The sequence below is a fragment of the Cobetia sp. MB87 genome, assembly GCF_011319755.1.
Classification (GTDB): Bacteria; Pseudomonadota; Gammaproteobacteria; order Pseudomonadales; family Halomonadaceae; genus Cobetia.
In genome coordinates this window covers 263,663-288,816 of sequence record NZ_VFBC01000008.1, presented here as the reverse complement: position 1 = coordinate 288,816, position 25,154 = coordinate 263,663, and the positions used below count along the sequence as shown (strand labels likewise).

The 25,154-nt window shown below is 64.2% G+C and carries 19 protein-coding genes; 5 read left to right on the top strand and 14 right to left on the bottom strand.

All coding sequences use genetic code 11. From position 1 onward, the window contains the following. Positions 1-27: 27 nt before the first annotated feature. The 9 genes from CDPAHKCJ_RS10755 to CDPAHKCJ_RS10715 form a co-directional block, all read right to left on the bottom strand. Complete coding sequence (locus CDPAHKCJ_RS10755) at positions 28-1,518, bottom strand: electron transfer flavoprotein subunit alpha/FixB family protein (protein ID WP_166019776.1); 1,491 nt, start codon at positions 1,516-1,518, stop codon at positions 28-30. Continuing rightward, positions 1,515-3,740 carry a (Fe-S)-binding protein gene (locus tag CDPAHKCJ_RS10750; RefSeq protein WP_166019775.1) on the bottom strand — a complete coding sequence of 742 codons (2,226 nt, stop codon included), beginning with the start codon at positions 3,738-3,740 and terminating at the stop codon, positions 1,515-1,517. The genes CDPAHKCJ_RS10755 and CDPAHKCJ_RS10750 overlap by 4 nt, the downstream gene beginning before the upstream one ends. 32 nt (positions 3,741-3,772) lie before the next feature. Further along, on the bottom strand, positions 3,773-5,851 hold the full coding sequence (gene dgcA, locus CDPAHKCJ_RS10745) for a dimethylglycine demethylation protein DgcA (protein ID WP_166019774.1): 2,079 nt from the start codon (positions 5,849-5,851) through the stop codon (positions 3,773-3,775). Positions 5,852-6,145: 294 nt separating this feature from the next. Further along, positions 6,146-6,682 (bottom strand): DUF5943 domain-containing protein, encoded by a 537-nt coding sequence (locus CDPAHKCJ_RS10740; RefSeq protein ID WP_166019773.1) that lies wholly within the window; start codon positions 6,680-6,682, stop codon positions 6,146-6,148. 97 nt (positions 6,683-6,779) lie between these two features. Next, positions 6,780-7,790, bottom strand: a complete 1,011-nt coding sequence (locus CDPAHKCJ_RS10735; protein WP_052384560.1) for a dipeptidase — start codon at positions 7,788-7,790, stop codon at positions 6,780-6,782. Between the two features lie 248 nt (positions 7,791-8,038). Continuing rightward, positions 8,039-8,902, bottom strand: coding sequence for a monofunctional biosynthetic peptidoglycan transglycosylase (gene mtgA / locus CDPAHKCJ_RS10730; protein WP_240916758.1), 864 nt, complete (start codon positions 8,900-8,902; stop codon positions 8,039-8,041). Positions 8,903-9,083: 181 nt separating this feature from the next. Continuing rightward, a complete protein-coding gene (locus CDPAHKCJ_RS10725; protein WP_166019905.1) occupies positions 9,084-10,265 on the bottom strand; it encodes a GlxA family transcriptional regulator in 1,182 nt (393 codons plus the stop codon). 668 nt (positions 10,266-10,933) lie between these two features. Continuing rightward, entirely contained in the window at positions 10,934-11,797 is an 864-nt protein-coding gene (gene fghA / locus CDPAHKCJ_RS10720) for an S-formylglutathione hydrolase (protein ID WP_166019772.1), read from the bottom strand. Between the two features lie 121 nt (positions 11,798-11,918). Further along, positions 11,919-13,028 (bottom strand): S-(hydroxymethyl)glutathione dehydrogenase/class III alcohol dehydrogenase, encoded by a 1,110-nt coding sequence (locus CDPAHKCJ_RS10715; protein ID WP_166019771.1) that lies wholly within the window; start codon positions 13,026-13,028, stop codon positions 11,919-11,921. Positions 13,029-13,314: 286 nt separating this feature from the next. On the opposite strand from CDPAHKCJ_RS10715, the gene CDPAHKCJ_RS10710 reads away from it, so the two are divergent. Then, positions 13,315-14,208 (top strand): LysR family transcriptional regulator, encoded by an 894-nt coding sequence (locus CDPAHKCJ_RS10710; RefSeq protein WP_166019770.1) that lies wholly within the window; start codon positions 13,315-13,317, stop codon positions 14,206-14,208. Positions 14,209-14,320: 112 nt separating this feature from the next. On the opposite strand, the gene CDPAHKCJ_RS10705 is transcribed toward CDPAHKCJ_RS10710, so the two are convergent. Continuing rightward, positions 14,321-15,799: an NCS1 family nucleobase:cation symporter-1 gene (locus CDPAHKCJ_RS10705; RefSeq protein ID WP_240916782.1), complete on the bottom strand. Its 1,479-nt coding sequence runs from the start codon at positions 15,797-15,799 to the stop codon at positions 14,321-14,323. Between the two features lie 79 nt (positions 15,800-15,878). Further along, complete coding sequence (locus tag CDPAHKCJ_RS10700) at positions 15,879-16,214, bottom strand: hypothetical protein (protein WP_166019769.1); 336 nt, start codon at positions 16,212-16,214, stop codon at positions 15,879-15,881. 487 nt (positions 16,215-16,701) lie between these two features. Between CDPAHKCJ_RS10700 and CDPAHKCJ_RS10695 the strand changes: the two genes are divergently transcribed. The 4 genes from CDPAHKCJ_RS10695 to preA all read left to right on the top strand — a co-directional run bounded on the left by CDPAHKCJ_RS10695 (position 16,702) and on the right by preA (position 22,126). Further along, positions 16,702-17,604 (top strand): nitrilase-related carbon-nitrogen hydrolase, encoded by a 903-nt coding sequence (locus CDPAHKCJ_RS10695; protein ID WP_052384559.1) that lies wholly within the window; start codon positions 16,702-16,704, stop codon positions 17,602-17,604. Between the two features lie 129 nt (positions 17,605-17,733). Continuing rightward, a complete protein-coding gene (gene hydA / locus CDPAHKCJ_RS10690) occupies positions 17,734-19,176 on the top strand; it encodes a dihydropyrimidinase (RefSeq protein WP_166019768.1) in 1,443 nt (480 codons plus the stop codon). 206 nt (positions 19,177-19,382) lie between these two features. Further along, positions 19,383-20,774 (top strand): NAD(P)-dependent oxidoreductase, encoded by a 1,392-nt coding sequence (locus tag CDPAHKCJ_RS10685; RefSeq protein ID WP_166019767.1) that lies wholly within the window; start codon positions 19,383-19,385, stop codon positions 20,772-20,774. Then, a complete protein-coding gene (preA, locus tag CDPAHKCJ_RS10680; RefSeq protein ID WP_166019766.1) occupies positions 20,774-22,126 on the top strand; it encodes an NAD-dependent dihydropyrimidine dehydrogenase subunit PreA in 1,353 nt (450 codons plus the stop codon). The genes CDPAHKCJ_RS10685 and preA overlap by 1 nt, the downstream gene beginning before the upstream one ends. A gap of 159 nt (positions 22,127-22,285) precedes the next feature. Here preA and CDPAHKCJ_RS10675 read toward each other — a convergent pair whose 3' ends face one another. The 3 genes from CDPAHKCJ_RS10675 to CDPAHKCJ_RS10665 all read right to left on the bottom strand — a co-directional run bounded on the left by CDPAHKCJ_RS10675 (position 22,286) and on the right by CDPAHKCJ_RS10665 (position 24,897). Further along, entirely contained in the window at positions 22,286-22,906 is a 621-nt protein-coding gene (locus CDPAHKCJ_RS10675) for a TetR/AcrR family transcriptional regulator (RefSeq protein ID WP_043333730.1), read from the bottom strand. A 156-nt stretch (positions 22,907-23,062) separates the two neighbouring features. Then, positions 23,063-24,271, bottom strand: coding sequence for a CmpA/NrtA family ABC transporter substrate-binding protein (locus CDPAHKCJ_RS10670; protein ID WP_166019765.1), 1,209 nt, complete (start codon positions 24,269-24,271; stop codon positions 23,063-23,065). A gap of 50 nt (positions 24,272-24,321) precedes the next feature. Continuing rightward, a complete protein-coding gene (locus CDPAHKCJ_RS10665) occupies positions 24,322-24,897 on the bottom strand; it encodes an ANTAR domain-containing protein (RefSeq protein WP_054555320.1) in 576 nt (191 codons plus the stop codon). Positions 24,898-25,154 lie beyond the last annotated feature (257 nt).

Here is a 25,154-nt window from a genome sequence, read left to right as displayed (position 1 = left end):
CTCCTTTCCCCTGTCGCAGGCGCGAGTTCAGGCCGCGTCGGCGGCAAGCGTGGCGGATGACGTACTGGATGATGTAGCTAGCGCAGCAGGCGCCTGCTCCACCGACGGGCCATCACCGCAGGCACTGCGTTCGGCCTCGAGCTGCTGACAGAGACTGGCCAAAATCGCCCCGGCATCGCCGATCACCGAGAGATCCGCGCGCTTGACCATGTCACAGCCGCCATCGGTATTGATGGCCACCACCTTGTCGCAGCGCTGGATACCCTGCAGATGCTGGATGGCCCCCGAGATGCCCACCGCGACATAGACCCGCGCCGTCACCCAGGTACCGGTGGCGCCGACCTGACGGGCACGCGGCATGAAGCCGTCATCCACCGCCACCCGCGAGGCGCCTTCGGTGGCCCCCAGCAGGCTGGCGGCACGGTGGAAGCCATCCCAGTCGCGAATGCCGTTGCCCGCCGAGAGAATGAATTCGGCCTCGCCCAGCGCGATCGCGGAGGGATCAACGGCCACCGGGCCAAGATCTTCGATCACGTCTGGCATGACGCGCGCGGCGCTGGCCGGCTCCCACTCGAGCGGCAGCGCGGCGTGGCGCACATCTTCCACCGGCTCGGCGCATTCCGCCTCGCACAGCAGGATACGGGTCAGCGGACGGGTCAGGTCCTGATGACCATTGCCGCTGCGCCCGGTGACGTTCACCTCGGCAAGCTCGCCACGCCCGATGGCAGCAAGCTCGCCGTCGAGCTGATAGGCGTTGCCGCTGGGCCGCGCCAGCGCCTCGCCCTGGCACAGCAGGCGCGCACCGAGACGTCGGCCGCGTTCACCACCGCCAGTGCGGGATTCCGGCAGCAACCACAGCCGTGGTGCCAGGCGTGTATCAATGGCCTCAAGCTCCGCCAGCTGGGCCAGCGGCGCGTAGCCATCGTGGAGAATATCGGCAAAGTGCAGCCAGCGATCGGCACCCGCCGCGCCGAGTCCGACACTGTCGGCGGCGTCACCCTCCTCACGCAGCGTGCCGAAGGTGACGGCCAGCACCGCGCCCTGATGGGCGGGGTCAGCATCGGCGATCTGACGCGCCAGCCCCAGCACATCGCGGTCGTGACTCGAGAGTCGCCCACCGGTCATGTCCGGCACCACCGCGATCAGGAAGGCAGGTGATGCGATCTCGACTAGCGGTAGCACACGCGCCTTGGCCACGACGGCGGGCTGGCCAGCGCCCGCCGCGGCAGGCCCGGAGCGGCCACTGCGGTCGATGCGTTTGCGGCCATTGGCGGCGATGAAGTGGCCGACATGCGGGTCGCGACGCATCACGCCCTTCGGGCCCATCCAGCGTTCCTGAGGGGCTGCCGCGCCGCGGCCCAGCGCCTGCAGCGCGATGAGGTGCTGCGGGTGCAGGCGATTGCGTGCCTGCTGCTCCAGGCGCGGGTCACGGCGTGGCAGTGGCTCGCGCTCTGATGGGTGTGGATGCTCGGTTGCTTGTGGCTGCTCTGATGCGTGTAGATCCGGGGAAATCGTCATGCCGCCACCTCCGCGTCAGTGGGCTGCGTGGTCGACGCCGCCAAGCCTTGCGTGGACAAGCCCTGAGTGGACGCCTCCGCTACCAGCGCCCGCGCCATCAGTTCCGCCAGATCCAGCACCTGGGGTTCAGCTTCACCGGCCGGTGCCACTACGCCTTCCAGCATCGCGGTGCACTGCGGGCAGCCCACCGCCACTACCTCGGCGCCGGTCTCGCGCACGTCACCCATGCGCATGTCGGGGATACGCTGCTTGCCGGGGATGTCCGTCACCGGCGCGCCGCCGCCGCCGCCGCAGCAGCGTGAGCGGAAGCCGGAGCGCTGCATCTCGCGCACTTCCAGCCCCAGCGCCGCCAGCAAGCTACGCGGCGCCTCGAATTCACCGTTGTAGCGACCCAGATAGCAGGGGTCGTGCCAGGTAACCGAGCCGAGCGTGGCTAGTCTGGTGGCATCGAGGCTCAGACGACCCGCCGCCAGCAGCTCGTTCATGTAGCTGGTGTGGTGGTTGACGAGGTAGTCGCCACCGAAGGCGGCATATTCACGCCCCAGCACATGGAAGCTGTGCGGATCGCAGGTGATGATGCGCGCGAAGCGATACTTCGACAGGGTGGCGATATTGCGCGTGGCCAGCGACTGGAAGGTCGCCTCATCCCCCAGACGACGCGCCACGTCACCACTGTCACGTTCTTCCGCGCCGAGGATGGCGAAATCCACCCTGGCGGCGCGCAGTACCTGCACGAAGGCACGCAGCGTGCGCTGGTTGCGCATGTCGAAGGCGCCATCGCCCAGCCACAGCAGCGCTTCCACCGGACGCGGATCACGCGCCGCCTCGCGGGCGGCCTGCAGCTCGGCGATGCGCGGCAGGTCGAGATCCGCCGCCCAATGCAGGCGCGCTTCGAGCGCGAAACCGCCCGGATTGTCGGTGGCGATCAGATTGTCGAGCACCTCGACGCCCTTGCCCGGTGTCGCGCCCTGCTCCAGTGTCATGTGACGGCGCATGTCGACGATGGCATCGACGTGCTCGATCATCATCGGGCACTCCTCGACGCAGGCGCGACAGGTGGTGCAGGCCCACAGGGTTTCCGGCTCGACCAGTACCTTGAATTCGTGGATCAGCTTGTCGGCGTCTGCCGGCTTGCCCGCAGCGCCCGGTGCCGCCTTGATCTGGATCGGCCCAGAGGCAACGGTCTGGCTATCAGAGTCAACGGTCTGACCTGCCGGCCGAGCATATGGCGATGCCCCGACGATGGCCTGTTGCGGGCCGCCACCATGCTGACCGACAGCACGCTTCGGCTCGTCGCCCGGATAGGGCGAACCGGCGTAGGCGGCATCACTGCCACCGGCCATGCCCACGACCATGTCCTGAATCAGCTTCTTGGGATTGAGCGGCTGACCGGCCGCGAACGCCGGACACACCGCTTCACAGCGCCCGCACTGCACGCAGGCATCGAAGCCCAGCAGCTGACGCCAGTTGAAGTCGGCAGGCTTGCCGACGCCCAGCGGCGCCTCGGGATTGGAAAGATCCAACGGCAGCAGCGCGCTGTCGCGGATGCCGGCGCTGTCACGGGTGCTGAAACGTGCCGGACGCCGATGGAAGGCCAGATGCAGCGCCCCCGCGAAGGCATGCTTCATCGGCCCGGTGATGCGCGAGCCGCCACCTGTCATGCCGACGATCATCTCGAGCAGCCCCCAGGCGATCCCCGCCACCAACACCAGCCCGAGGATACCGCCGGAGATCATGCCGCCGACGCCTTCCGGCAGCACCAGTGACAGACTCATCACGAACAGACTGGTGGAGAACATCAGCAAGCTCTTGGGCAGGCGCATCCACGGGCCACGCGACAGGCGCGCCGGCGGGTCGAGACGACGACGACGCACGAACAGCGCACCAGCGAACATCGCGCCACTGGCCAGCAGCAGCAAGACGCCCAGCCAAGCGGAGTCGATGCCGAAGCCGTAGACCACCACCATCAGCAGCGCCGCGGCCACGAAGCCACCGCCGGTGGCGACGTGGGTATTGGCCATGTAGCGGTCCCGCGCGACCACATGGTGCAGGTCCACCCCGTAGCGGCGCGGCACCTTGGCAAGACTCGCGATCAGCTCTCCCACGTTCATGGACGTGGCATCCGCCCGCCCCTGGCGCCACAGACCGATGCGCTTGACCGCGCCGACGGCGGCCAGCGCCAAGGCGGCGAAGATCAACACCGACAAGACTGTTTCGTTCATAGCCAAACCTCCCACCTATGTGTCAGACGCGATCAGAAATCCTTGCACAGGCGCAGGGCGTCATAGATGGCGGCGTGGGTGTTGCGCGGTGCATTGCAGTCGCCGAGACGGAACAACAGGTAGTCATCCCCTTCGGTGGCCTGACTCAGGCACGGCTGCGGCTTGATGGCATAGAGCGACTCGACGTCGATCTGGCCCTTGTTGAGTGAGCCGTCCTTGAAGGCGTAGTAGAGCGCTTCATCCGGGCGCACGCCGTTCTCGACCACGATCTGGTCGACGACGCGCTCTTCCAGCGTGCCGGTGTACTCGTTCTCCAGCACCGCCACCAGCCCCTCGCCCTCGCGGTAGACCTCATGCAGCACCATGTCGGAGGTCATCACGACTTCCTTGGCATACAGGCTGCGGTAGTAGGTCGGGAAGGTGGTACCGCCGACCGCCGCGCCGGGCTTGATGTCGTCGGTGACGATCTCGACCCTGGCGCCCTTGTCGGCCAGATAGTCGGCCACCGAGACACCGGAGAATTCGCAGATGCTGTCGTAGATCAGCACGTTGCTGCCCGGCGCGACGCGCCCGTCCAGCACGTCCCAGGAAGAGACGATCAGGCTCTTGGCCGGGTCTTCGTCGTAGCCCCAGGATTCGAACTGCTCCATGAACGGACGGCCGCCCACCGCGAGGATCACCACGTCAGCGCGCAGGTCACGGATGGTGGCCTCATCGGCGCGCGTACCCAGGCGCAGGTCAACCTTCAGACGTGCCAGCTCCAGCTGATACCAGCGCGTGATACCGGCGATCTGGTCACGCTGCGGCGCCTTGGAAGCCGTGGTGATCTGGCCACCCAGCTCTTCCTTCGCCTCGAACAGCGTCACGGCATGGCCACGCTCGGCACACACGCGAGCCGCTTCCATGCCGGCCGGACCGCCGCCGACGATGACGACCTTGCGCACCGGCCCGCTGGTCTTCTCGATCTGATGCGGCAGGCCCATGTATTCGCGTGACGTCGCGGCATTCTGGATGCACAGCACGTCCAGACCCTGGTACTGACGGTCGATGCAGTAGTTGGCACCGACGCACTGCTTGATCTGGTCGAGCTGGCCCATCTTGATCTTGGCGATGATGTGCGGGTCGGCGATGTGGGCGCGGGTCATGCCGACCATGTCGACATAGCCGCCTTCCAGGATGCGCTCGGCCTGGTTGGGGTCCTTGATGTTCTGGGCGTGGATCACCGGAATCGAGACGACTTCCTTGATACCGGAGGCCAGGTGCAGGAAGGGTTCCGGTGGGTAGGACATGTTGGGAATGACGTTGGCGAGGCTGTTGTGGGTATCACAGCCCGAGCCGATCACGCCGAAGAAGTCGAGCAGGCCGGTGGCATCGTAATAGGCCGCGATCTGCTTCATGTCGTCGTGGGACAGGCCATCGGGATGGAATTCATCGCCACAGATACGCATGCCGACCACGAAGTCGTCGCCGACCTCGGCGCGCACTGCCTTGAGCACCTCGATACCGAACTTCATGCGGCCTTCGAAGCTGCCACCCCACTCATCGGTGCGCTTGTTGACGCGCGGGCTCCAGAACTGGTCGATCAGGTGCTGGTGCACGGCGGACAGCTCGACGCCGTCCAGGCCGCCTTCCTTGGCACGCCGCGCCGCCTGGGCGAAGTCGGCGATGATGCGCTGGATCTCTTCCACCTCGATGGTCTTGCAGGTGGAGCGGTGCACCGGCTCGCGGATGCCGGACGGCGACATCAGCGAGGTCCAGTCGAAGCCGTCCCAACGCGAGCGACGGCCCATGTGGGTAATCTGGATCATGATCTTGCCGCCATGCTTGTGCACGGCATCGGCCAGATTCTGGAAATGCGGAATGATGCGATCAGTCGACAGATTGACGGAGCTCCACCAGCCCTGCGGGCTGTCGATGGAGACCACCGAGGAGCCACCACAGATGCACAGGCCACACCCACCCTTGGCCTTCTCTTCGTAGTAGCGCACGTAGCGCTCGGTGGTCATGCCGCCATCGGTGGCATACACCTCGGCGTGGGCGGTACTGACGACGCGGTTGCGGATGGTCAGCTTGCCGATCTCGATCGGCTGGAAGAGTGCGTCGAATGCCATGGTGAGAGCTCCTCGCCGGGGAGAGCACCGCCTTGTCACGCTGGCCTGGCCTGCCCACCGCCACGAGTCGTGGCGGTGGGGTTGGCGTCAGGCGTCTTGCATGTCAGGAAAGGCGGCGCTCAGGCGTTGCGTTGTCGTTGTTGTGTATGTGGTGAGTGTCGTGACAGAGAGATGATCGGGCAGTCGGCTTGTGCTGTTGCCTGTTGCCTGTTGCCTGTTGCCTGTTGCCTGTGCCAAGTCTGGGCCTCGGCCTTGACCCGAGCCATGGAATAGAGAGTGGCGGATCCGAAAACGTCACACTGTTCCGGGAGCGACCTCGAAATACCCCACGTCACAGCCTTCCTCACCACCGCTCTGGGTCTGGGCGGCGACGGTGCGCAGCTCGCTGCCACGCGCGGCCAGAATCTGGTCCATCGCGCCTGCGAACCAGCCGGTGAACATGTACTCAAGCTTTGTGCCGGTCTTGCCCTGCTGATAGACGAAACAGGAGTGTTCCAGGCGCACCTTGCAGGTGCCGCGCTCCAGATCGATCTCCTCGGTGATGAACAGGCCCCAGCCGCGCTGTGACAGACGCTTCATGTAATGCTCGAAGACCTCCACCCCGACCAGGCCGTGCAGCTCGGCTTCCTTCTCGCACCAGTGCCAGGCGCTCTTGTAGCCGGCGTGGTAGAGAATCTCGGCGTACTTCTCAACGCCCAGCGCCTCTTCCACCGCGACGTGGTTGTTGATGAAGAAGTGACGCGGCACGTACAGCATCGGCAGGGCGTCGGAGGTCCAGACGCCTGTCTCGCTATCCACTTCGATCGGCAGTTCAGGGGCCATCTTGCTCATGTCGGTATCCTCGAAAGGGGGCTTAAGGGAGATGTAAAAGAGAGTTCAAGAAAGAGATCGGGAAAGAGAGATCAAGAAAAGGCACGGACAGCCAGACTCAGCCGCCCCAGACGTTTTCCAGCGTGCGCAGCCAGTTCTCACCCATGATCTTGCGCACCTGATGCTCACTCATGCCGCGACGCAGCAGCGCCTCGGTCAGATTGGGGAACTCGCCGATGGTGCGGATGCCTTCCGGATTGACGATCTTGCCGAAGTTGGTGAGACGACGGGCGTAACCCTTGTCGTGGGTCAGCCACTCGAAGAAGTCCTGCCCATGACCCTGGGTGAAGTCGGTACCGATGCCGATGGCATCCTCGCCGACCAGATTCATCACGTATTCGATGGCCTCGACGTAGTCGTCGACGGTGGCGTTGACGCCGGCCTTGAGGAAGGGGGTGAACATGGTGACACCGACGAAGCCGCCGTGTTCGGCGATGAAGCGCAGCTCGGCATCGGACTTGTTGCGCGGGTGGTCCTTGAGACCAGCCGGCGCGCAGTGGGAATAGCAGACAGGCACCTTGGATTCGAGAATGACTTCCTCGGAGGTCTTCGAGCCGACGTGGGACAGATCACACATCACGCCGACGCGGTTCATCTCGGCGACCATCTCGCGCCCGAAGCCCGACAGGCCGCCATCGCGCTCGTAACAGCCGGTGCCGACCAGATTCTGGGTGTTGTAGCACATCTGCACGATGCCCACGCCGAGCTGCTTGAAGACATCGACATAGCCGATCTGGTCTTCATAGGCGTTGGCATTCTGGAAGCCGTAGATGATGCCGGTCTTGCCTGCGGCCTTGGCGGCGCGGATGTCGGCGGCGGTGCGCGCTACGCAGACCAGATCACTGCTCTCGGCGATCAGCTGGTTGCTCTTGACGATGTTGTTGACGGTCGCCTGGAAGCCTTCCCACACCGAGACGGTGCAGTTGGCCGCGGTCAGACCGCCCTTGCGCATGTCCTCGAACAGCTCGCGCTGCCACTTGGCGATCACCAGACCATCGATGACGATGCTGTCATCGTGCAGGGCGCGGGCCGCATCGGACCCACCGAAGGAGGAGGAGAATTCGGACATCATGTCGCTCCGGCGCTGGGCAGGCGGCTCTGGAAGTCAGGTCACTGCCCGTACCCGGCGGACAGGGCCTGCCGGAGCACGATCTCCAGCAGGCTGTGCCAGCATAGTCCTGCCCTCTTTCCCCTCTGACGCCAGATGCGACCCGTGGCTATCGAATCGCGTCAGGGCTGTCGTTTCTGAAACGACGACGCCCCGACTCGAGAGAGCCGGGGCGTCGTGGGACAGCCGAGGGTGTAGCGTCACGCTGCTCAATGCGCGGGGGACAGCTCCTTCAGCGAAGGCAGCAGGTCCCAGCTCAACCAGCCACGCGGCTGTTCCAGGCGCTTGAGATAGCCCATGCCGAGATTGTTCATCTGACGACGTGTCCAGCTGGCACGCCGCTGGATATAGGCCGAGGGCTTGCCGGCATTGAAGCGGAGCGGATTGGGCAATACCGCCGCCAGCAGGCTGGCCTGGTAGGCGGACAGGCTGGCGGCATCGGTATTGAAGTGATGCTCGGCCGCAGCCTCGACGCCGAAGACGCCCGGCCCCCATTCGGCGACGTTCAGGTAGACCTCGAGAATGCGCTCCTTGGGCCAGATCACCTCGATCAGGATGGTGAACCAGACCTCCAGCCCCTTGCGCACCCAGCTGCGCCCGTTCCACAGGAAGACATTCTTGGCGGTCTGCTGGCTGATGGTACTGGCACCGCGCAGGCGCTCACCGGCCAGCCGCGCATCGATGGCCTTGACGATCTGATCGACATCGAAGCCGTAGTGATCGGGAAACTTCTGGTCTTCCGAGGCGATCACCGCCAGACGGGCATTGTTGGAAATCTGCTCCATCGGCACCCAGTCATGCTGCAGCGCCATCGGCTCGCCGGTGACCAGGCCATAGCCCCACTTCTCCAGCATCACCATCGACACCGGCAGCGGCACGAAGCGCAGCAATACCACCAGGCCGATGCAGGCCACCATCCAGCAGGCGACGACCTTGAATGCCCACACCGCCAGCCAGCGCAGACGCTCCATCGGGCGCATGCCGGCACGCGGCACCGGGCGGCGTGTCGCACCGCGCCGTACACCCGCCACACGCTCCGTGCCTTCCTGCCTGCGTTGCTGTCCTCGTGCCATCCCTTGCCGTCCCCTGTCGTGGCGCGTCATTCCGCCGCCGAGCCATTGTCATGTCAGCTACTGCTTCCTGGTGCCTTCGAGTGTACCAGAGCGTGCCGGTGGCTCCTGTGAAAACGACAACGCCCCTGCCACAGAGGCAGAGGCGTTGGACGTTGTGGGAGGCTGGTCAGTTGGGCAGGTGTCAGCCCTGCAGACGCACGCTGGCGTAGGTCGGCTCACCGCGCGCATTGGCCAGTGCCAGAATCGCCGAGGAGACGGGGGACTCGCTGGCCGGTTGCAGAGGGGCATTGCCGCCCATGCTCTGGCCGATCGACTGGTGCAGCAGCCCTTCCAGACTGGCGACACCGGTCAGCTGATGGTCGCCATCGGCGCGACACGGTACCTCCAGCACGCTGACACTGCGCTCGCCACCGATGCGCTCGTCACGCGGCGGCATGCCGAAATACTCGCGGTAGCACTTGGAGAAATGCGGCGTGGACACGAAGCCACAGGCCGAGGCCACCTCGATGATCGACAGCGCCGTCTGCTTGAGCAGCTGACGCGCGCGGGTCAGGCGCAGCTTGAGGTAGTAGCGCGACGGCGAGCAGTGCAGATAGCGCTGGAACAGACGCTCCAGCTGACGGCGCGAGACATCGACATAGTGCGCCAGCTCGTCCAGGCCGATGGGCTCTTCCAGATTGGCTTCCATCAGCGCGACGATTTCCAGAAGCTTCGGCTGGGTGGTGCCCAGCACATGCTTGAGCGGCACGCGCTGCTGGTCCTGCTCGCCACGCACGCGGTCGCAGATGAACATCTCGGAGATGCCCGCCGCCAGCTCGCGGCCATGCTCGCGACCTATCATGGTCAGCATCATGTCCATCGGCGCAGTACCGCCGGAGGCCGTGGCGCGGTCCTGATCGATGGAGAACAGTCGCGTGGTCAGCGGCACGCGCGGGAAGGCTTCCTGCATCGCGGCCAGACACTCCCAGTGGATGCTGGTCTCATGGCCTTCGAGCAGCCCCGCCTGGGCCAGCGCCCAGCTGCCGGTGCAGACGGCACCCAGCTTGCGGCCGGCACGTGCCTGCGCCTGCAGCCAGCTGACATGCGGGCGATGCACGGAGCGCTGGATACCGACGCCACCGCACACGATGACGATATCCAGCGGCGGGCAGGCCTCGGTGGAGGTATCGGGCGTGACCTGCAGGCCATCGCTGGCGCGCACGGGGGCGCCTTCCAGCGCCACGGTATACCAGCGGTACAGCTCGCGTCCGGCCAGCTGATTGGCCATGCGCAGCGGTTCCACCGCCGAGGCCAGCGAGATGAGCGTGAAGCTGTCGAGCAGCAGGAAGCCGATGGTCTGCGGCTGACGCGTCTCGCCGGCCATTCCTGCAGCGGATGAGTGAGCTTCGTACGGGCGGGCGAAACGGCCACTGGTCAATGCCATGAGGGGAGTCCTTCTCTATATCTGCTTGAGTGGCAGACCGGGGGCTCGTGGTGCCCTCTCCCGTGGCCTGATGAGGCCGGCGGGGGTCCGCAGTATTATCGTTATTGGGTCTCAGCAGGGAGCGAACCTTGGAGGTCGGCTCCAGCAGCGACGACATCGGCGATCGGCCCCATCAGGGGAAGGTCAATAAGCGACCTCTGCAATTCCGATAGCGTCAGGGATGTCGTGTTTCACTGCCTGGACGTCGTGCGTTGTCCACCTCTCGACAGTAAACCATCGCGCCTGCATGGCGCAGTGACTTTATCGCCGCTGTGCAGCAAATCATCGTTGCCGTACGGCACAGAATAACGCCTGAGTTGGCTGCCACTGACGCAGCATAAGCAAACGCCACCAAAACGGGCTTTCATGCCTGAAGGTTCTGAAAGACACCGCTTCTCATGACGAAAAAACGACAGTCCCGCTATCCATCAATCGATAGCGGGACTGTCGTTTCTGTCTTTCACGCAGTGTCTCTGCTCGGCGAGCGATCAGCTGCGATGGGCACTTTCACACCTCAAAGCAGGTGCTTTGAATGCTTTTTCATTTCTACCGGCGACCACACTCACACCTCAAAGAAGGTGTTTCGCGTGGTAGGTCAAATGCTCATCGATGAAGCTGGCCATGAAGAAGTAGCTGTGGTCGTAGCCGGGTTGACGGCGCAGGACAAGCGGATGATCCAGCTCGGCGCAGACCGCCTCCAGGCGCTCCGGCTTGAGCTGCTCCTCGAGGAATTGATCATTCTCGCCCTGCTCGACGAACAGCTCCTGACGCGCGGCGCCGCTGTTGCTCGCCTGCTTGACCAGCTCGCAGGTATCCCACTGCGCCCACTGGGTGCGGTCATCCCCGAGATAGCCGCTGAAGGCCTTCTCGCCCCACGGGCAGGCCATCGGATTGGCGATCGGCGCGAAGGCGGAGACCGAGCGATAGCGGCCCGGATTCTTCAGCGCGCAGATCAGCGCGCCGTGGCCGCCCATGGAGTGGCCGGAGATGGACTCGCGTTCGCCATCCACCGGGAAGTGACGCTTGACGAGCGCCGGCAGCTCCTCGGTGACGTAGTCGTACATGCGGTAATGGCGCGCCCATGGCTCGCGGGTGGCATTGACGTAGAAGCCGGCACCGCTGCCGAAGTCGTAGCTGTCGTCTTCGCCGGGCAGGTCCACGCCACGCGGGCTGGTATCCGGACAGATCAGGGCGATGCCCAGCTCCGCCGCCTTCTTCTGCGCGCCGGCCTTCTGCATGAAGTTCTCGTCGGTGCAGGTCAGCCCCGACAGCCACCACAGCATCGGCACCGGGCCCTGTTCGGCCTGAGGTGGCAGATAGATGGCGAACACCATGTCGCAATCCAGGCTGCCGCTGCGGTGACGGTAACGCTTGAGCCAGCCGCCATGCACCTTGTTGGCGCTGACCAGCTCGAGTTGTTCGGTCGCGGTCATCATGCTCTCCCTTGTGATATCGCCCGTGAAAACGGCGTCGGCAAGCCGACGCCGTTTCGCGTTCCAGACCTCTCCGGGCAACACGCGTTTTCGTGTTGCCCGGCGGCAGTTCAGCCCCGGATCAGAAGCTCAGCACGGTACGGATCGACTTGCCTTCGTGCAGCAGATCGAAGGATTCGTTGATCTTCTCGAACGGCATCTGGTGAGTGATGAAGTCGTCCAGATTGATCGCGCCGTCCATGTAACGCTCGACGTAGCCCGGCAGTTCGGTGCGTCCCTTGACGCCACCGAAGGCGGAGCCTTTCCAGACGCGTCCGGTCACCAGCTGGAACGGACGGGTGGAGATCTCTTCACCGGCACCGGCGACGCCGATGATGATGGATTCGCCCCAACCCTTGTGCGCGCATTCGAGCGCGGCACGCATGACATTGACGTTGCCGATGCACTCGAAGGAGTAGTCGACGCCGCCGTCGGTCATCTCGACGATGGCTTCCTGAACCGGCACGGACAGCTTGCTCGGGTTGACGAAGTCGGTGGCGCCGAACTTGCGGGCCAGGTCGAACTTGTCTTCATTGATGTCGATGGCGATGATGCGCGACGCCTTGGCCATCACCGCGCCCTGGATGGCGGCCAGACCGATGGCACCGAGGCCGAAGATGGCGACGGTAGCACCCGGCTCGACCTTGGCGGTGTTCATTACCGCGCCGATACCGGTGGTGACGCCACAGCCCAGCAGGCAGATCTTGTCCAGCGGCGCTTCCTTGGACACCTTGGCCAGCGAGACTTCCGGCACCACGGTGTATTCGGAGAAGGTAGAGGTGCCCATGTAGTGGTGCAGCATCTTGCCATCGAGAGAGAAGCGCGAAGTGCCGTCCGGCATCAGGCCGCGACCCTGGGTGGCACGCACGGCGCTGCACAGGTTGGTCTTGCCGGAGAGGCAGAACTTGCACTTGCCGCATTCCGCGGTATAGAGCGGAATGACGTGATCGCCCGGCACCAGGCCAGTCACGCCCTCGCCCACTTCCTCGACGATACCGGCGCCTTCGTGGCCCAGCACGGACGGGAACAGGCCTTCCGGGTCTGCGCCGGACAGGGTGAACGCATCGGTATGGCAGACGGCGGTATTGACGATGCGTACCAGCACCTCACCGGCCTTCGGCCCTTCGACATCGATCTCGACCAGTTCCAGCGGCTTGCCGGCTTCCAGCGCAATCGCAGCACGTGATTTCATGAATCTCTCCTAGTGAGCATCAATAGCGGTAAACTGGCTGCCAATCTCATGCCCCCTGGCGTAGTGACGACCAGCGCGGAGGTCACCCTGAAAGGTAGCAGCACCTGACAGGTTGCATAGATGAGTCGCCCGGGGGACTCCCCACGCGACAGGCACTGGGCTCGTCCTTGCGGTTCATCCTTGCGGGCTTGGCATGGAGCACAGTCTACGCAGTCATGCGGGTGGGATTAAGCCGTCGGCACTCAGATGATTATTGCCACTCAACAACAATGAAAGAGGAGCCAGCATGCAGCGCTGGGACCGTATCGAAGCCTTCGTGGAAGTCGTCAGAATCGGCTCATTTTCCGGTGCCGCCCGTCATCTCGGGGTGTCCAGCTCACATGTCAGTCGTCTGATCAGCCAGCTGGAAGCCCAGCTCGATACCCAATTGCTCTACCGCACCACCCGTCAGACGCGTCTCACCGATGCCGGACAGGTGTATTTCGAGCACTGCCATCACCTCTTCGATGGCTTCCGCGCCGCCGAACAGGCCATCGGTGACTTCCACGCCCGCCCCAGCGGCGTGCTCAAGCTGACCAGCGCCACCACCTTCGGCGAGCGCTACGTCGCGCCGCTGGTCAACGACTTCCAGCTGCTGCACCCGCAACTGGAAGTGCAGATGCACTTCACCAACCGCCCGGTGGAACTGATCGACGAGGGTTTCGACGTCGCCATCCGCATGGGCGTGCTCAAGGATTCCTCGCTGATCGCAAGGCGGCTGGTGGACCGCCGCGAATTCGTGGTCGCCTCGCATGACTACTTCCAGCAGGCGCCGCGCCCGCACACCCTGGCCGAGCTCTCCAGTCACCGCTGTCTGGCCGGTTCCAAGCGCGAATGGCTGTTCGAGGTCGAGGGTCAGCGCCGTGAGGTGCGCATCACCGGCAGCTGGCAGGCCAACTCCGGCCCGGCGCTGTTGGACGCCACGCTCAAGGGCCTTGGCCTTGCTCAGATTCCCGACTATTACGTCGCGCCCCATCTGGCCAGCGGCAAGCTGATCTCGGTGCTGGATGAGTACCAGGTGCGCGATACCGGGGTGTGGATCGTCTATCCCCGCCACCGCCACCTCTCGCCCAAGGTGCGCCAGTTCGTCGATTTCATGGTCGAGCGCTTCGAGGGCGGCATCCCCGGTCTGGTGGGCTGACGACCAGGGCGCGAAGGCCTGAACCGGCCGTCACTTTCCCTGGCCACGACGACAGACGGGCTGCCGATTGGCAGCCCGTCTGTCATTGCACTCACCATACTCATCAGCGGCGTCAGGCGCGCTGCGCGCCGCTGCCAGGTACTGCCTCGGGCAGATGTACTGGTGGTGCCTTGACCAGCAGCTTGCTGGCCACGAAATAGACCAGCGCCCCCAGCAGCGAGCCGGTGAACCAGCCGTAGTCGTAGAACCAGGACAGCCCAGGCTGCGAGAAGCTGATCACCGTCAGTCCCACCGGCACGAAGAAGGCGATGAAGCCCGCCGGATTGAAGGCCGGATAGGTGCTGCCATCCAGATAGAGCGCCGGCAGGTCGAAGGACTGACGACGGATCACGAAGTAGTCGACGATCATGATCCCCGCGATCGGCCCCAGCAGACTCGAATAGCCCAGCAGCCAGTTGGAATAGAGGCTCTCGAGACTGACGTCCGAGACGATCCAGCCCATCTTCTTGATCAGCTCGAAGCCCATCAACAGCACGCCGACCAGCCCGGTCAGCAGTACGCCGCGCGTCTGGTTGATGAATTTCGGCGCGATGTTCTGGAAATCATTGGTCGGCGAGACGATGTTGGCGGCGGTATTGGTGGAGAGCGTCGCGATGATGATCAGCACCATGGCGATGGCGACCCAGCCGGGGCTGTCGATGCGACCGATCAGGTTGACCGGGTCAGAGATGGTCTCGCCCACCAGCGAGCTGGAAGCGGCCGTCAGCACCACGCCGAGCGCGGCGAAGAAGAACATCGTCAGCGGCAGGCCGATGATCTGACCGACGATCTGGTCCTTCTGGCTCTTCGCGTAACGGCTGAAGTCAGGGATGTTCAGCGACAGCGTCGCCCAGAAGCCGACCATCGCGGTCAGGCCCGCCATGAAGTAGCTGGCCACGCCATCGCCTTCCGGGCGATTGGGCGGCTGGGCCAACAGCTCGCTGATCGAGGTATGCGGCAGCGCCCACACCATCAGGCCGACCCCCACCGCCAGCAGCAAGGGCGCGGAGAGCGTCTCCAGCCACTTGATGGATTCCGCGCCGCGAATCACCACGAACAGGTTGAGCGCCCAGAACACGAAGAAGCCGATGACTTCGCCTACCCCGCCCAGCGCCTTCCAGTCGGCCGAGAGGCTCGACAGCAGCAGGTGGATCGCCAGCCCGCCGAACATCGTCTGGATACCGAACCAGCCACAGGCGACCACCGCGCGAATCATGCACGGCACGTTGGAACCGATGATGCCGAACGATGAGCGCAGCACCACCGGAAAGGGAATCCCGAAACGCGTACCGGGGAAGGCATTGAGAGTCAGCGGAATCAGCACCACCAGGTTGGCGATCAAGATCGTGAACAGCGCCTCGCCGACGCTCAGGCCGAAGTAGGCGGTCAGGACGCCACCCAGGGTGTAGGTCGGCACGCAGATCGACATGCCGACCCAAAGTGCGGCGATATTCCAGCGCGACCAGGTGCGTTCGGCACTTCTGGTCGGCGCGATATCCTCGTTGTAGCGCGGGCTGCGGGCGACATCCTGTGCCACCACCAGCTCGATCATTTCCTCATTGCTGCGCACCATGTGCGAGCGCGTCTGTGTCGGGGCCATGAGTCCTCACCTGTTCAGCTGTTGTTATTGTTCAGGGTGATGCACTGCGCTTGCCTTGTGTCACTTGTCGTTTCGTCTCTGCCTCACCTTCTCCGTCGCTTTTCTGACTCCTCCTTGCTCCTCCCCGTTCGGCACACTTCATCAGGCACACTTCATTCAGCACTGCATGCAGAAGATTCTGCGGCAGACGAAACTGCGGCAGACGAATCTGCGGCAGACGAATCTGCGGCAGGCCGTGTAGAAGAAACACCTTGCGCAGTTTATGTGCAAAACCCTGTGGCAAATCGCATGCCGACGGCCGGATTATTGCCGACAAATCAAACCTGTCTTGCAAGACAACTTGAGATGCAGTGGCGCGTATTGACATGCATGACGCCTGTCAGGTGGCGACAAGCCGTGTTCGCGCCAACTGTCAGTATGGTCAGGTTCCAAGCTGGTGCAAGGCGGTCTTGTGCAACACCCCCGCAAACGATCACAAGCCACTGTTGTGGATCGTCTTTTCCTCTGAAAGCCGCATGAACCACGCTGATATTCCAGGCACCACAATGGTGAAATATGGTCTTTTTCGGGATAAAACCTCTTTGATAACAACAAGATGAATCCACAAGACTTTATTTGGCACTTCATCTTGCCGAACGCGGGAACACTGTCTAATGTTCATTAAGCTGACTGGTAAGACAGGATTTAAATCGGACCTTTCCTGACCCACGATGCCTGCCAGCGGCATGCAGACTTGCCAGGCAGGCGGCGTGTTTTTCCTGGGGCCATTTCGCGCTATCCCTGCTCACCCGTTCAGCCCACCAGCACTCATTGAAGACAACAACAACCGGCGCCAAGCGCCCGATGAGGAAGACATGTCGAACGATTCCCGCATCTCCTATACCGAGGATGCCGGCAAGCTGCGCTGCGCCGTCATCCAGATGGGACTCAACGTCTCCACCGACCTCGAGCCCGCGCAGATCCGTGATGCCATGAACGAGGCCCACCTGCCGCTGATCGACCAGGCCGGTGAGGCAGGCGTCAAGATCCTGTGCTTCCAGGAAGTCTTCAATCAGCCCTATTTCTGCCCGAGCCAGGATGCCAAGTGGTATGCCGCCGCCGAGCGCGTGCCCGACGGCCCCACCGTCACCCTGATGCAGCAGTACGCGAAGAAGCATCAGATGGTGATCATCGTGCCCATCTACGAGGAAGTGCAGCCGGGGGTGTACTACAACACCGCCGCCGTCATCGATGCCGACGGCAGCTATCTGGGCAAGTATCACAAGACCCACATCCCGCAGGTGGCGGGCTTCTGGGAGAAATTCTTCTTCAAGCCGGGCAAGTCCGACTGGCCGGTCTTCGACACCGCCTACGGGCGCATCGGCGTCTACATCTGCTACGACCGCCACTTCCCGGAAGGCTGGCGTGCGCTGGCGCTCAACGGCGCCGAGATCATCTTCAATCCCTCCGCCACCGTCGCGGGCCTCTCCCAATATCTTTGGGAGCTGGAACAGCCCGCCTCCGCCGCCGCCAATGGCTGCTACATCGCCGCCATCAACCGTGTCGGCCATGAACAGCCCTGGGATATCGGCGAGTTCTACGGCTCCTCCTACTTCGTGAATCCACGCGGCCAGATCGAAGCCCAGGCCAGCGCCACCGAGGATGAGCTGCTGATCCACGACCTCGACATGGCGATGGTGCGCGAGGTGCGCAACAACTGGCAGTTCTTCCGCGACCGTCGCCCCGATGCCTATACCCGCCTCACCGATGGCGAGTGACGGACCGGCGATCTTCGCCACCAGCACGACAACGGCGACGACAACGACAACGACAACGACAACGACAACGACAACACGACCTGACACTCAATGCCGGACAAGGCCGCGCGATGCGGCCGGGAGAGATTCATGGCAATCCTGATCAAGGGCGGCAGCATCCAGACCCACGAAGAGCGCTACACCGCCGATGTGCTGTGTGACGGCGAGACCATCACCGCCATCGGCACCGACCTGGACGTCCCGGACGACTGCGAAGTGATCGACGCCAGCGGCTGTCTGGTGATGCCCGGCGGCATCGATCCGCACACCCACATGCAGCTGCCCTTCATGGGCACCGTGGCCAGCGAGGACTTCCAGAGCGGCACCGCCGCGGCACTGGCCGGCGGCACCACCATGATCATCGATTTCGTGATCCCCTCCCCGCAGCAACCGCTGATGGAGGCCTATCACACCTGGCGCGAGTGGGCCGAGAAGTCGTGCTGTGACTACAGCTTCCACGTCGCCGTCACCTGGTGGGACGAGAGCGTCAGCCAGGACATGCAGACGCTGGTTTCCGATTACGGGGTCAACAGCTTCAAGCACTTCATGGCCTACAAGAACGCCATCATGGCGCCGGATGACACCCTCGTCTCGAGCTTTGCGCGCTGCCTGGAGCTGGGCGCGATTCCCACCGTGCATGCCGAGAACGGCGAGCTGGTCTACCACCTGCAGCAGAAGCTGCTGGCCGATGGCATCACTGGGCCCGAGGCACATCCGTTGTCACGCCCACCGCAGGTCGAGGGCGAAGCCGCCAGCCGTGCCATCCGCATCGCCGGCACTCTGGGCACCCCGGTGTATCTGGTTCACGTCTCCACCGCCGATGCGTTGGAGGAGATCCGCTACGCGCGTGAGCACGGTCAGCCGGTCTACGGCGAGGTGCTGGCAGGCCATCTGCTGATCGATGAAGAGGTCTATCAGAACAAGAGCTGGGAATTCGCGGCAGGCCACGTGATGAGCCCACCGTTCCGCTCGCTGGAGCACCGCCAGGCGCTGTGGGGCGGCATCCAGTCCGGTGACCTGCAGACCACCGCCACCGATCACTGCTGCTTCTGCGCCGAGCAGAAGGAGATGGGCAAGGACGACTTCTCGAAGATTCCCAACGGCACCGCCGGGGTCGAGGACCGCATGGCGATGCTGTGGCACGAGGGCGTCAACACCGGGCGCTTCTCCGCCGAGGACTTCGTCGGGCTGACCTCCACCAATGCGGCCAAGATCTTCAATCTGTATCCGCGCAAGGGCGCGATCCGCGTCGGCAGTGACGCCGATATCGTGGTCTGGGACCCCAACGCCGAACGCACCATCTCGGCCAAGACTCATCACCAGAACATCGACTTCAACATCTTCGAAGGCCGCACGGTCAAGGGTATCCCGCGTCACACCATCAGCCGCGGCGACTGGGCATGGCGCGATGGCGAGCTGCATGCCAAGCGCGGCCACGGCCAGTACGTCGAACGCCCGCCCTACCCCAGTGTCTTCGACCAGCTCAAGGCCCGCGCCGAGAGCAATGTCGTCAGTGCCGTGGATCGCAGCTGACGGACGACGAACGGCCAGCCTGAGACCAGTACGAAACGGCTGAGACCAGTACGGCACGACTGAACGGCGGCCTGGCGGCGCACCTGACGCGCTGCCGGTCCCTTAGCACTTCCAAACAAGCCGCTGCCAGTCAAGAAGCGCAACCCGACTCGCCTGCAAGACCAACAACAACGACCCCGCGCCTGAGCGCGGGCAGGAGCCACACCGTGACCACATCCTCCACTCCTTCCCACTGGGCCCCGTCCGGGCTCGCGGAAGAGGCGCTGAGTGCGCGTTTCACAGACCTGCATCCGGCGCTCAGCAAGCGCCAGGCCTTCATCGAGAGTTCGCGTTGCCTGTATTGCTATGACGCGCCCTGCATCAAGGCCTGCCCGACCAGCATCGACATCCCGACCTTCATTCGCCGTATCCACGATGACAATCTCGAAGGCGCCGCCAGCGAGATTCTCGATGCCAATATCCTCGGCGGCAGCTGCGCCCGCGTCTGCCCCACCGAGATCCTCTGCGAGCAGTCCTGCGTGCGCAATCAGGGCGATGAGTGCCAGCCGGTGCTGATCGGCCTGCTGCAGCGACATGCGCTGGACAACGCCCAGTTCGAAGCCCACCCGTTCACGCGGGCAGCGAGCACCGGCCGACGTATCGCGGTGGTCGGCGCCGGGCCTGCCGGACTTTCCTGCGCCCACCGCCTGGCGCGTTTCGGCCACGACGTGGTGATCTTCGAGGCCGAGCAGAAGGCCGGCGGCCTCAACGAATACGGCATCGCCCGCTACAAGCTGACCGATGACTTCGCCGCCCGCGAGGTCGAATTCCTGCTCGAGATCGGCGGTATCGAGATCCGCCACGGCCAGCGCCTCGGCGACAACCTGGCGCTGGCCTCCCTGACACGCGAATTCGACAGCGTCTTCCTGGGCCTCGGCCTTGGCACCAGCCATGCCCTCGGCCTGACCGGCGAGAATGCCAGCGGCCTGATGGCGGCCACCGACTTCATCAAGGTGCTACGTCAGAGCGGCGAACTGAACGCCCTGGCGGTGCCCAGGCACGCGGTGGTGATCGGCGCGGGCAACACCGCCATCGACATCGCCGTGCAGGCCAAACGCTTGGGCGCGCAGACGGTGGACCTGGTCTACCGGCGTGGCGAGGAGCAGATGTCCGCCACCCATCACGAACAGGAAATCGCGCGCGCCAATGGTGTGATGATCCACACCTGGGCGCGCCCGCTGGCCATCGATGTGGCAAGCGGCAGTGAGGGTGGTGGTGATGCCGCGCTCAGTGCGATGCAGTTCGCGCGCACGCGGGTCGAGGATGGCCGCCTCGTCGATACCGGCGAGACCTTCACGCTGGCCTGCGATGGGGTCTTCACCGCCATCGGTCAGGGCTTTGATGACGCGAGCCTGAGCGATACCCATGCCGCAGGGCTGGCCCGCGAGGGAGCGAAGATAGAGGTGGACGAGATGCTGCGCACCAGTCTGCCGGGCGTCTATGCCGGCGGTGACTGCATCGCTCGCGGGCAGGACCTCACCGTTCAAGCCGTCGCCCATGGCAAGCTGGCCGCCGAGGCCATCCATCACGATCTGATGCTCAAGGTGGAGGCCGCCTGATGACCATTCATACCCCGCTCAATGATGACAATGCACGCCCGGCAGGCGCTGGCGCGGCTGACGATCACGTCACCAGCTACAAGGCCGATCTGTCGGTCAACTTCGCCGGTATTCGCGCCCCCAACCCCTTCTGGCTGGCCAGCGCCCCGCCCACCGACAAGGCCTACAACGTGGTACGCGCCTTCGAGGCCGGCTGGGGTGGCGTGGTCTGGAAGACGCTGGGGGAAGACCCGGCGGCAGTGAACGTCTCCTCGCGCTATTCGGCGCACTATGGCCCGAATGGCGAGGTCAGCGGCTTCAACAACATCGAGCTGATCACCGACCGCTCGCTGGAGATCAACCTGCGCGAGATCACCCAGGTCAAGAAGGACTGGCCGGACCGCGCGCTGATCGTCTCGCTGATGGTGCCGTGTGAGGAAGAAGCCTGGAAGACCATCCTGCCGCAGGTCGAGGCCACCGGCTGTGACGGCATCGAACTCAACTTCGGCTGCCCCCACGGCATGCCGGAACGCGGCATGGGCGCGGCGGTGGGCCAGGTGCCGGAGTATGTCGAGCAGGTCACGCGCTGGTGCAAGACCTACAGCTCGCTGCCGGTAATCGTCAAACTGACCCCCAACATCACCGACGTGCGTGAACCGGCCAAGGCCGCCTGGCGTGGCGGCGCCGATGCCGTCTCGCTGATCAACACCATCAACTCCATCACCCATCTGGATCTCGACCGCATGGTCGCGCATCCCATCGTCGGCGACCGCAGCACCCACGGCGGCTATTGCGGCAGCGCCGTGAAGCCCATCGCGCTGAACATGGTGGCCGAGATCGCACGCACGCCGGAAACCGCCAACCTGCCGATCTCGGGCATCGGCGGCATCTCCAACTGGGAAGATGCCGCCGAATTCATCGCCCTCGGCGCGGGCAGCGTCCAGGTGTGCACCGCGGCGATGCTGCACGGCTTCCGTATCGTCGAGGAGATGAAGGATGGCCTGGGGCGCTGGATGGACAGCAAGGGCTATCAGCGTATCGACGAGTTTTCCCGCGCGGCGGTGCCCAACACCACCGACTGGAAGCAGCTGGACATGAACTATCAGGTGATCGCCCGCATCGACCAGGACAAGTGCATCGGCTGCGGACGCTGCTATATCGCCTGCGAGGACACCTCGCACCAGGCCATCCTGCATCTGGCCAAGGACAACGGCACCGCCCGCTATGAGGTGAAGGACGCCGACTGCGTGGGCTGCAACCTGTGCGAGATCACCTGCCCGGTCGAGGACTGCATCACCATGGAAGTGCAGGACACCGGCAAGCCGTACATGAACTGGATGGAGGACCCGCGCAATCCGCATCGCGCGGCCTGATCGTCTGGTGCTCCCCTGATCCCGGGGAACAGCTAGCAATAGATGAGAATCAAAAAGGGGCTGCCAGCAATGGCAGCCCCTTTTTTATTGGCTTGATGACCCACCAATTATGACAATGATTAGCTTAAGGACAATGAAATCATGAAGTCACCTGCTGACTCAGGCAGACAATCCGACGCCCTTCAGCAGCACCCGCGTCACGTTCTGCACCGCCTGCTCGAATTCGCGATCACTCAGCGCCTTGCCCTGATTGAGCACCGCGATCTGGTGGTCGAAGTCGGCGTAGTGCTGGGTGCTGGCCCAGATCATGTACAGGTAGGCAGAGGCATCGACGTTGTCGATGCGGCCCTCGCCGATCCACTGGCGCAGACGTGACTTCTTCATCTCGGCCCACTCGTCGAGCCACACCGTCAGCTCTTCGCCCAGCACCGGCGCGCCCTGCATGATCTCGCTGGCCCACACCTTGGAGCCATAGGGGCGCTGGCGCGAGTGCATCATCTTGGCGCGGATGTAGGTGGAGAGCACCAGCTGCGGGTCGTCATAGGCCTCGAAGCACAGCGCATCTTCCTTCCACAGCGCCAGCAGACCATCGAGCACCGCGCGATACAGCGCTTCCTTGGTGCTGAAGTAGTAATGCAGATTGGACTTGGGCAGCTCTACCTCGGCGGCAATATCGACCATGCTGGCGCCGACATAGCCCTTGAGAGCGAAGATCTTTTCGGCGGCGAGCAGAATGCGGCCGACATTGTCCTTGCGAATCTGAGACTTGCGAGTGGTCATGCGATCCCCTGACGCGGTGCTGGCAGTGCGATGAGAATATCACAACCGCACTGCCAACATGTCTGAGCCGTCAGGTTTCCCCGGCATCCGCTCAATGGCGGCGGTTGCCCTGACAGCCCTTGCTCGCAGGGGGCTGCAAGGCGCGCAGCCGAAACGTCACTCGAAGACCGCGCCATCGATGAAGCCATCCGCCGGCATCGGCACCTGGCCCGCCTCGCCGCTCAGCCACCAGGGGGCCGGGTGCGTGCCTTCGCTGCGCTCATCCGCCACCGGCACCACCATGCCCAGCTTGCGGGCCGCCGTGCGGTAGAGGTCCGGGCGCACACAACGTGTCAGCGTCGCCTCGAGATCCTCGTCATTGAAGCCCTGCAGATGCCCCCAGCGCTGCATCTGGGCGATGTACCAGCGAGTCTGGGAACGCCACGGGAAGTTGGCTGCGTAGCGATGGAAGATGGTCCAGCCAGGGTTGTGCTGCTGAAACTCCTCCACCGACTGCTCGACATCGACATCCTCCAGCCCGCGTGTCACCACGCTCATCGGCACCTCCGGCATGCCCTCGTCGTGCAGCCACTCGGCGGCTTTCGCCCGATTGCCGGGGCGGTCCAGCCAGGCGCAGGCATTGAGCAGCGCGCGAATCAGCGCCTGATGCGCCAGCGGATGCTGCTCCGCCCAGTCCTCGCGCACGCCCAGCACCTTTTCCTGCCCGAAGCGCCAGATATCGTGACTGCCTGCCACCACCTGCCCCATGCCCTGCGCCGCCGCCAGACTGTTCCAGGGCTCACCGACACAGAAGCCATCCAGCGCGCCACTGGCCAGCTGTGCCGCCATCAGCGGCGGTGCCACGGCGCGCATCTCGACGTCGCGGTCCGGATTGATGCCGCCCGCTGCCAGCCAGTAGCGCAACAGATAGCGATGCGAGGAGAACGGGTGCACGCTGGCCAACTTGAGCAGCGGCTCGCCGCGCTGCTTGCGCTCGCGCACATGCGCCGCCAGCGCCTTCGCGACCTGCAACGGACTGGAGAGGTCGTGGCCATCCTCGCCGAGGGTGGCCATCAGCGCGCGTGACAGCGTGATGGAGTTGCCGCCCAGATTGAGCGTCATGGCACTGATCACCGGCGTGGCGCGACCATCCAGGCCCAGGGTCGAGGTCAGCGGCATCAGCGCCAGCATCTGCGCGCCCTGCAGCACACCGGTCTGCAGGTCATCGCGCAACGCCGCCCACGAAGGTTGCCACTTGAGTGTCACCGCCAGCCCCTCCTCGCGGAAAAGCCCCAACTGCTCAGCGACCACGAAGGGCGCGGCATCATTGAGTGGCATCAGGCCCAGCGTCAGCTGATGGCCATTCAGGGGTACATCTGTGGGCATCACGCACACCTCTTGAACGATCGAGAGAGAAGGACAGTACGGCGACCGGCTCAACGCCGTCGCGCGGCCTTGAGCAGCTCATCGGCCAGCTCATGCAGGGCCAGGCGCCGGTTCATGGCGGTCTTGCGCAGGTATTGGTAGGCGGCATCTTCACTGAGCCCGCGCGTCTCCATCACCACGGCCTTGGCGCGATCGACGCTGCGGCGCTGCACCAATGTGGTCTGGGTACGGTTGAGCTCCCCCTTGAGCGCACGGTGCGCCTCGAAGCTGGTGATGGCGACCTCGACCATGCTGCGCACCATCGCTGGCATGACGTGGTCCACCACATAGGCCGAGACACCGGCGCCGGCCGCCTCACGCACGAGGTCCGGGGCATCTTCACTGGCCAGCATGATCATCGGCTTGGGATAGCGTCGCCCCAGCTGGCCGAGATGCTCCAGGGTGTCGCGGCTGGGCAGATCGGCGTCGATGATCACCGCATCGGGTTGATGCTGCTCGACCAGCGCGTGCAGGTCCTCGTGCTCGTCAACGCGCAGCGCTACCTCGAAGCCAGCACTCAACAGCGCCTGCTCCAGCGCGGCAGAGCGCTCACTGCGGACATCGACGATCAGCACGGTCACGGGCATGTCAGGTTTCCTTGAGTCGGGCATGAGTCTTGCGGTACACCCAAGCAGGATTCGTGCCGCAATCTGGTGCAACCTTGCGGCCAAGGGCCTTCGCAGCCGTCGAGCCGAAAGCGCCGCTGCACTGCAATGAGGCACGCGCCTTGCCGGCGCTCTCAACGCCACTCGCGTGCGCCAGACTGGTACCTCGCGCCTTGCCGGCGCACCGCCAGCGCGCATCGAGTGGGCAGCCATCCCGTGATACCGCCTGCGCAGGCCAA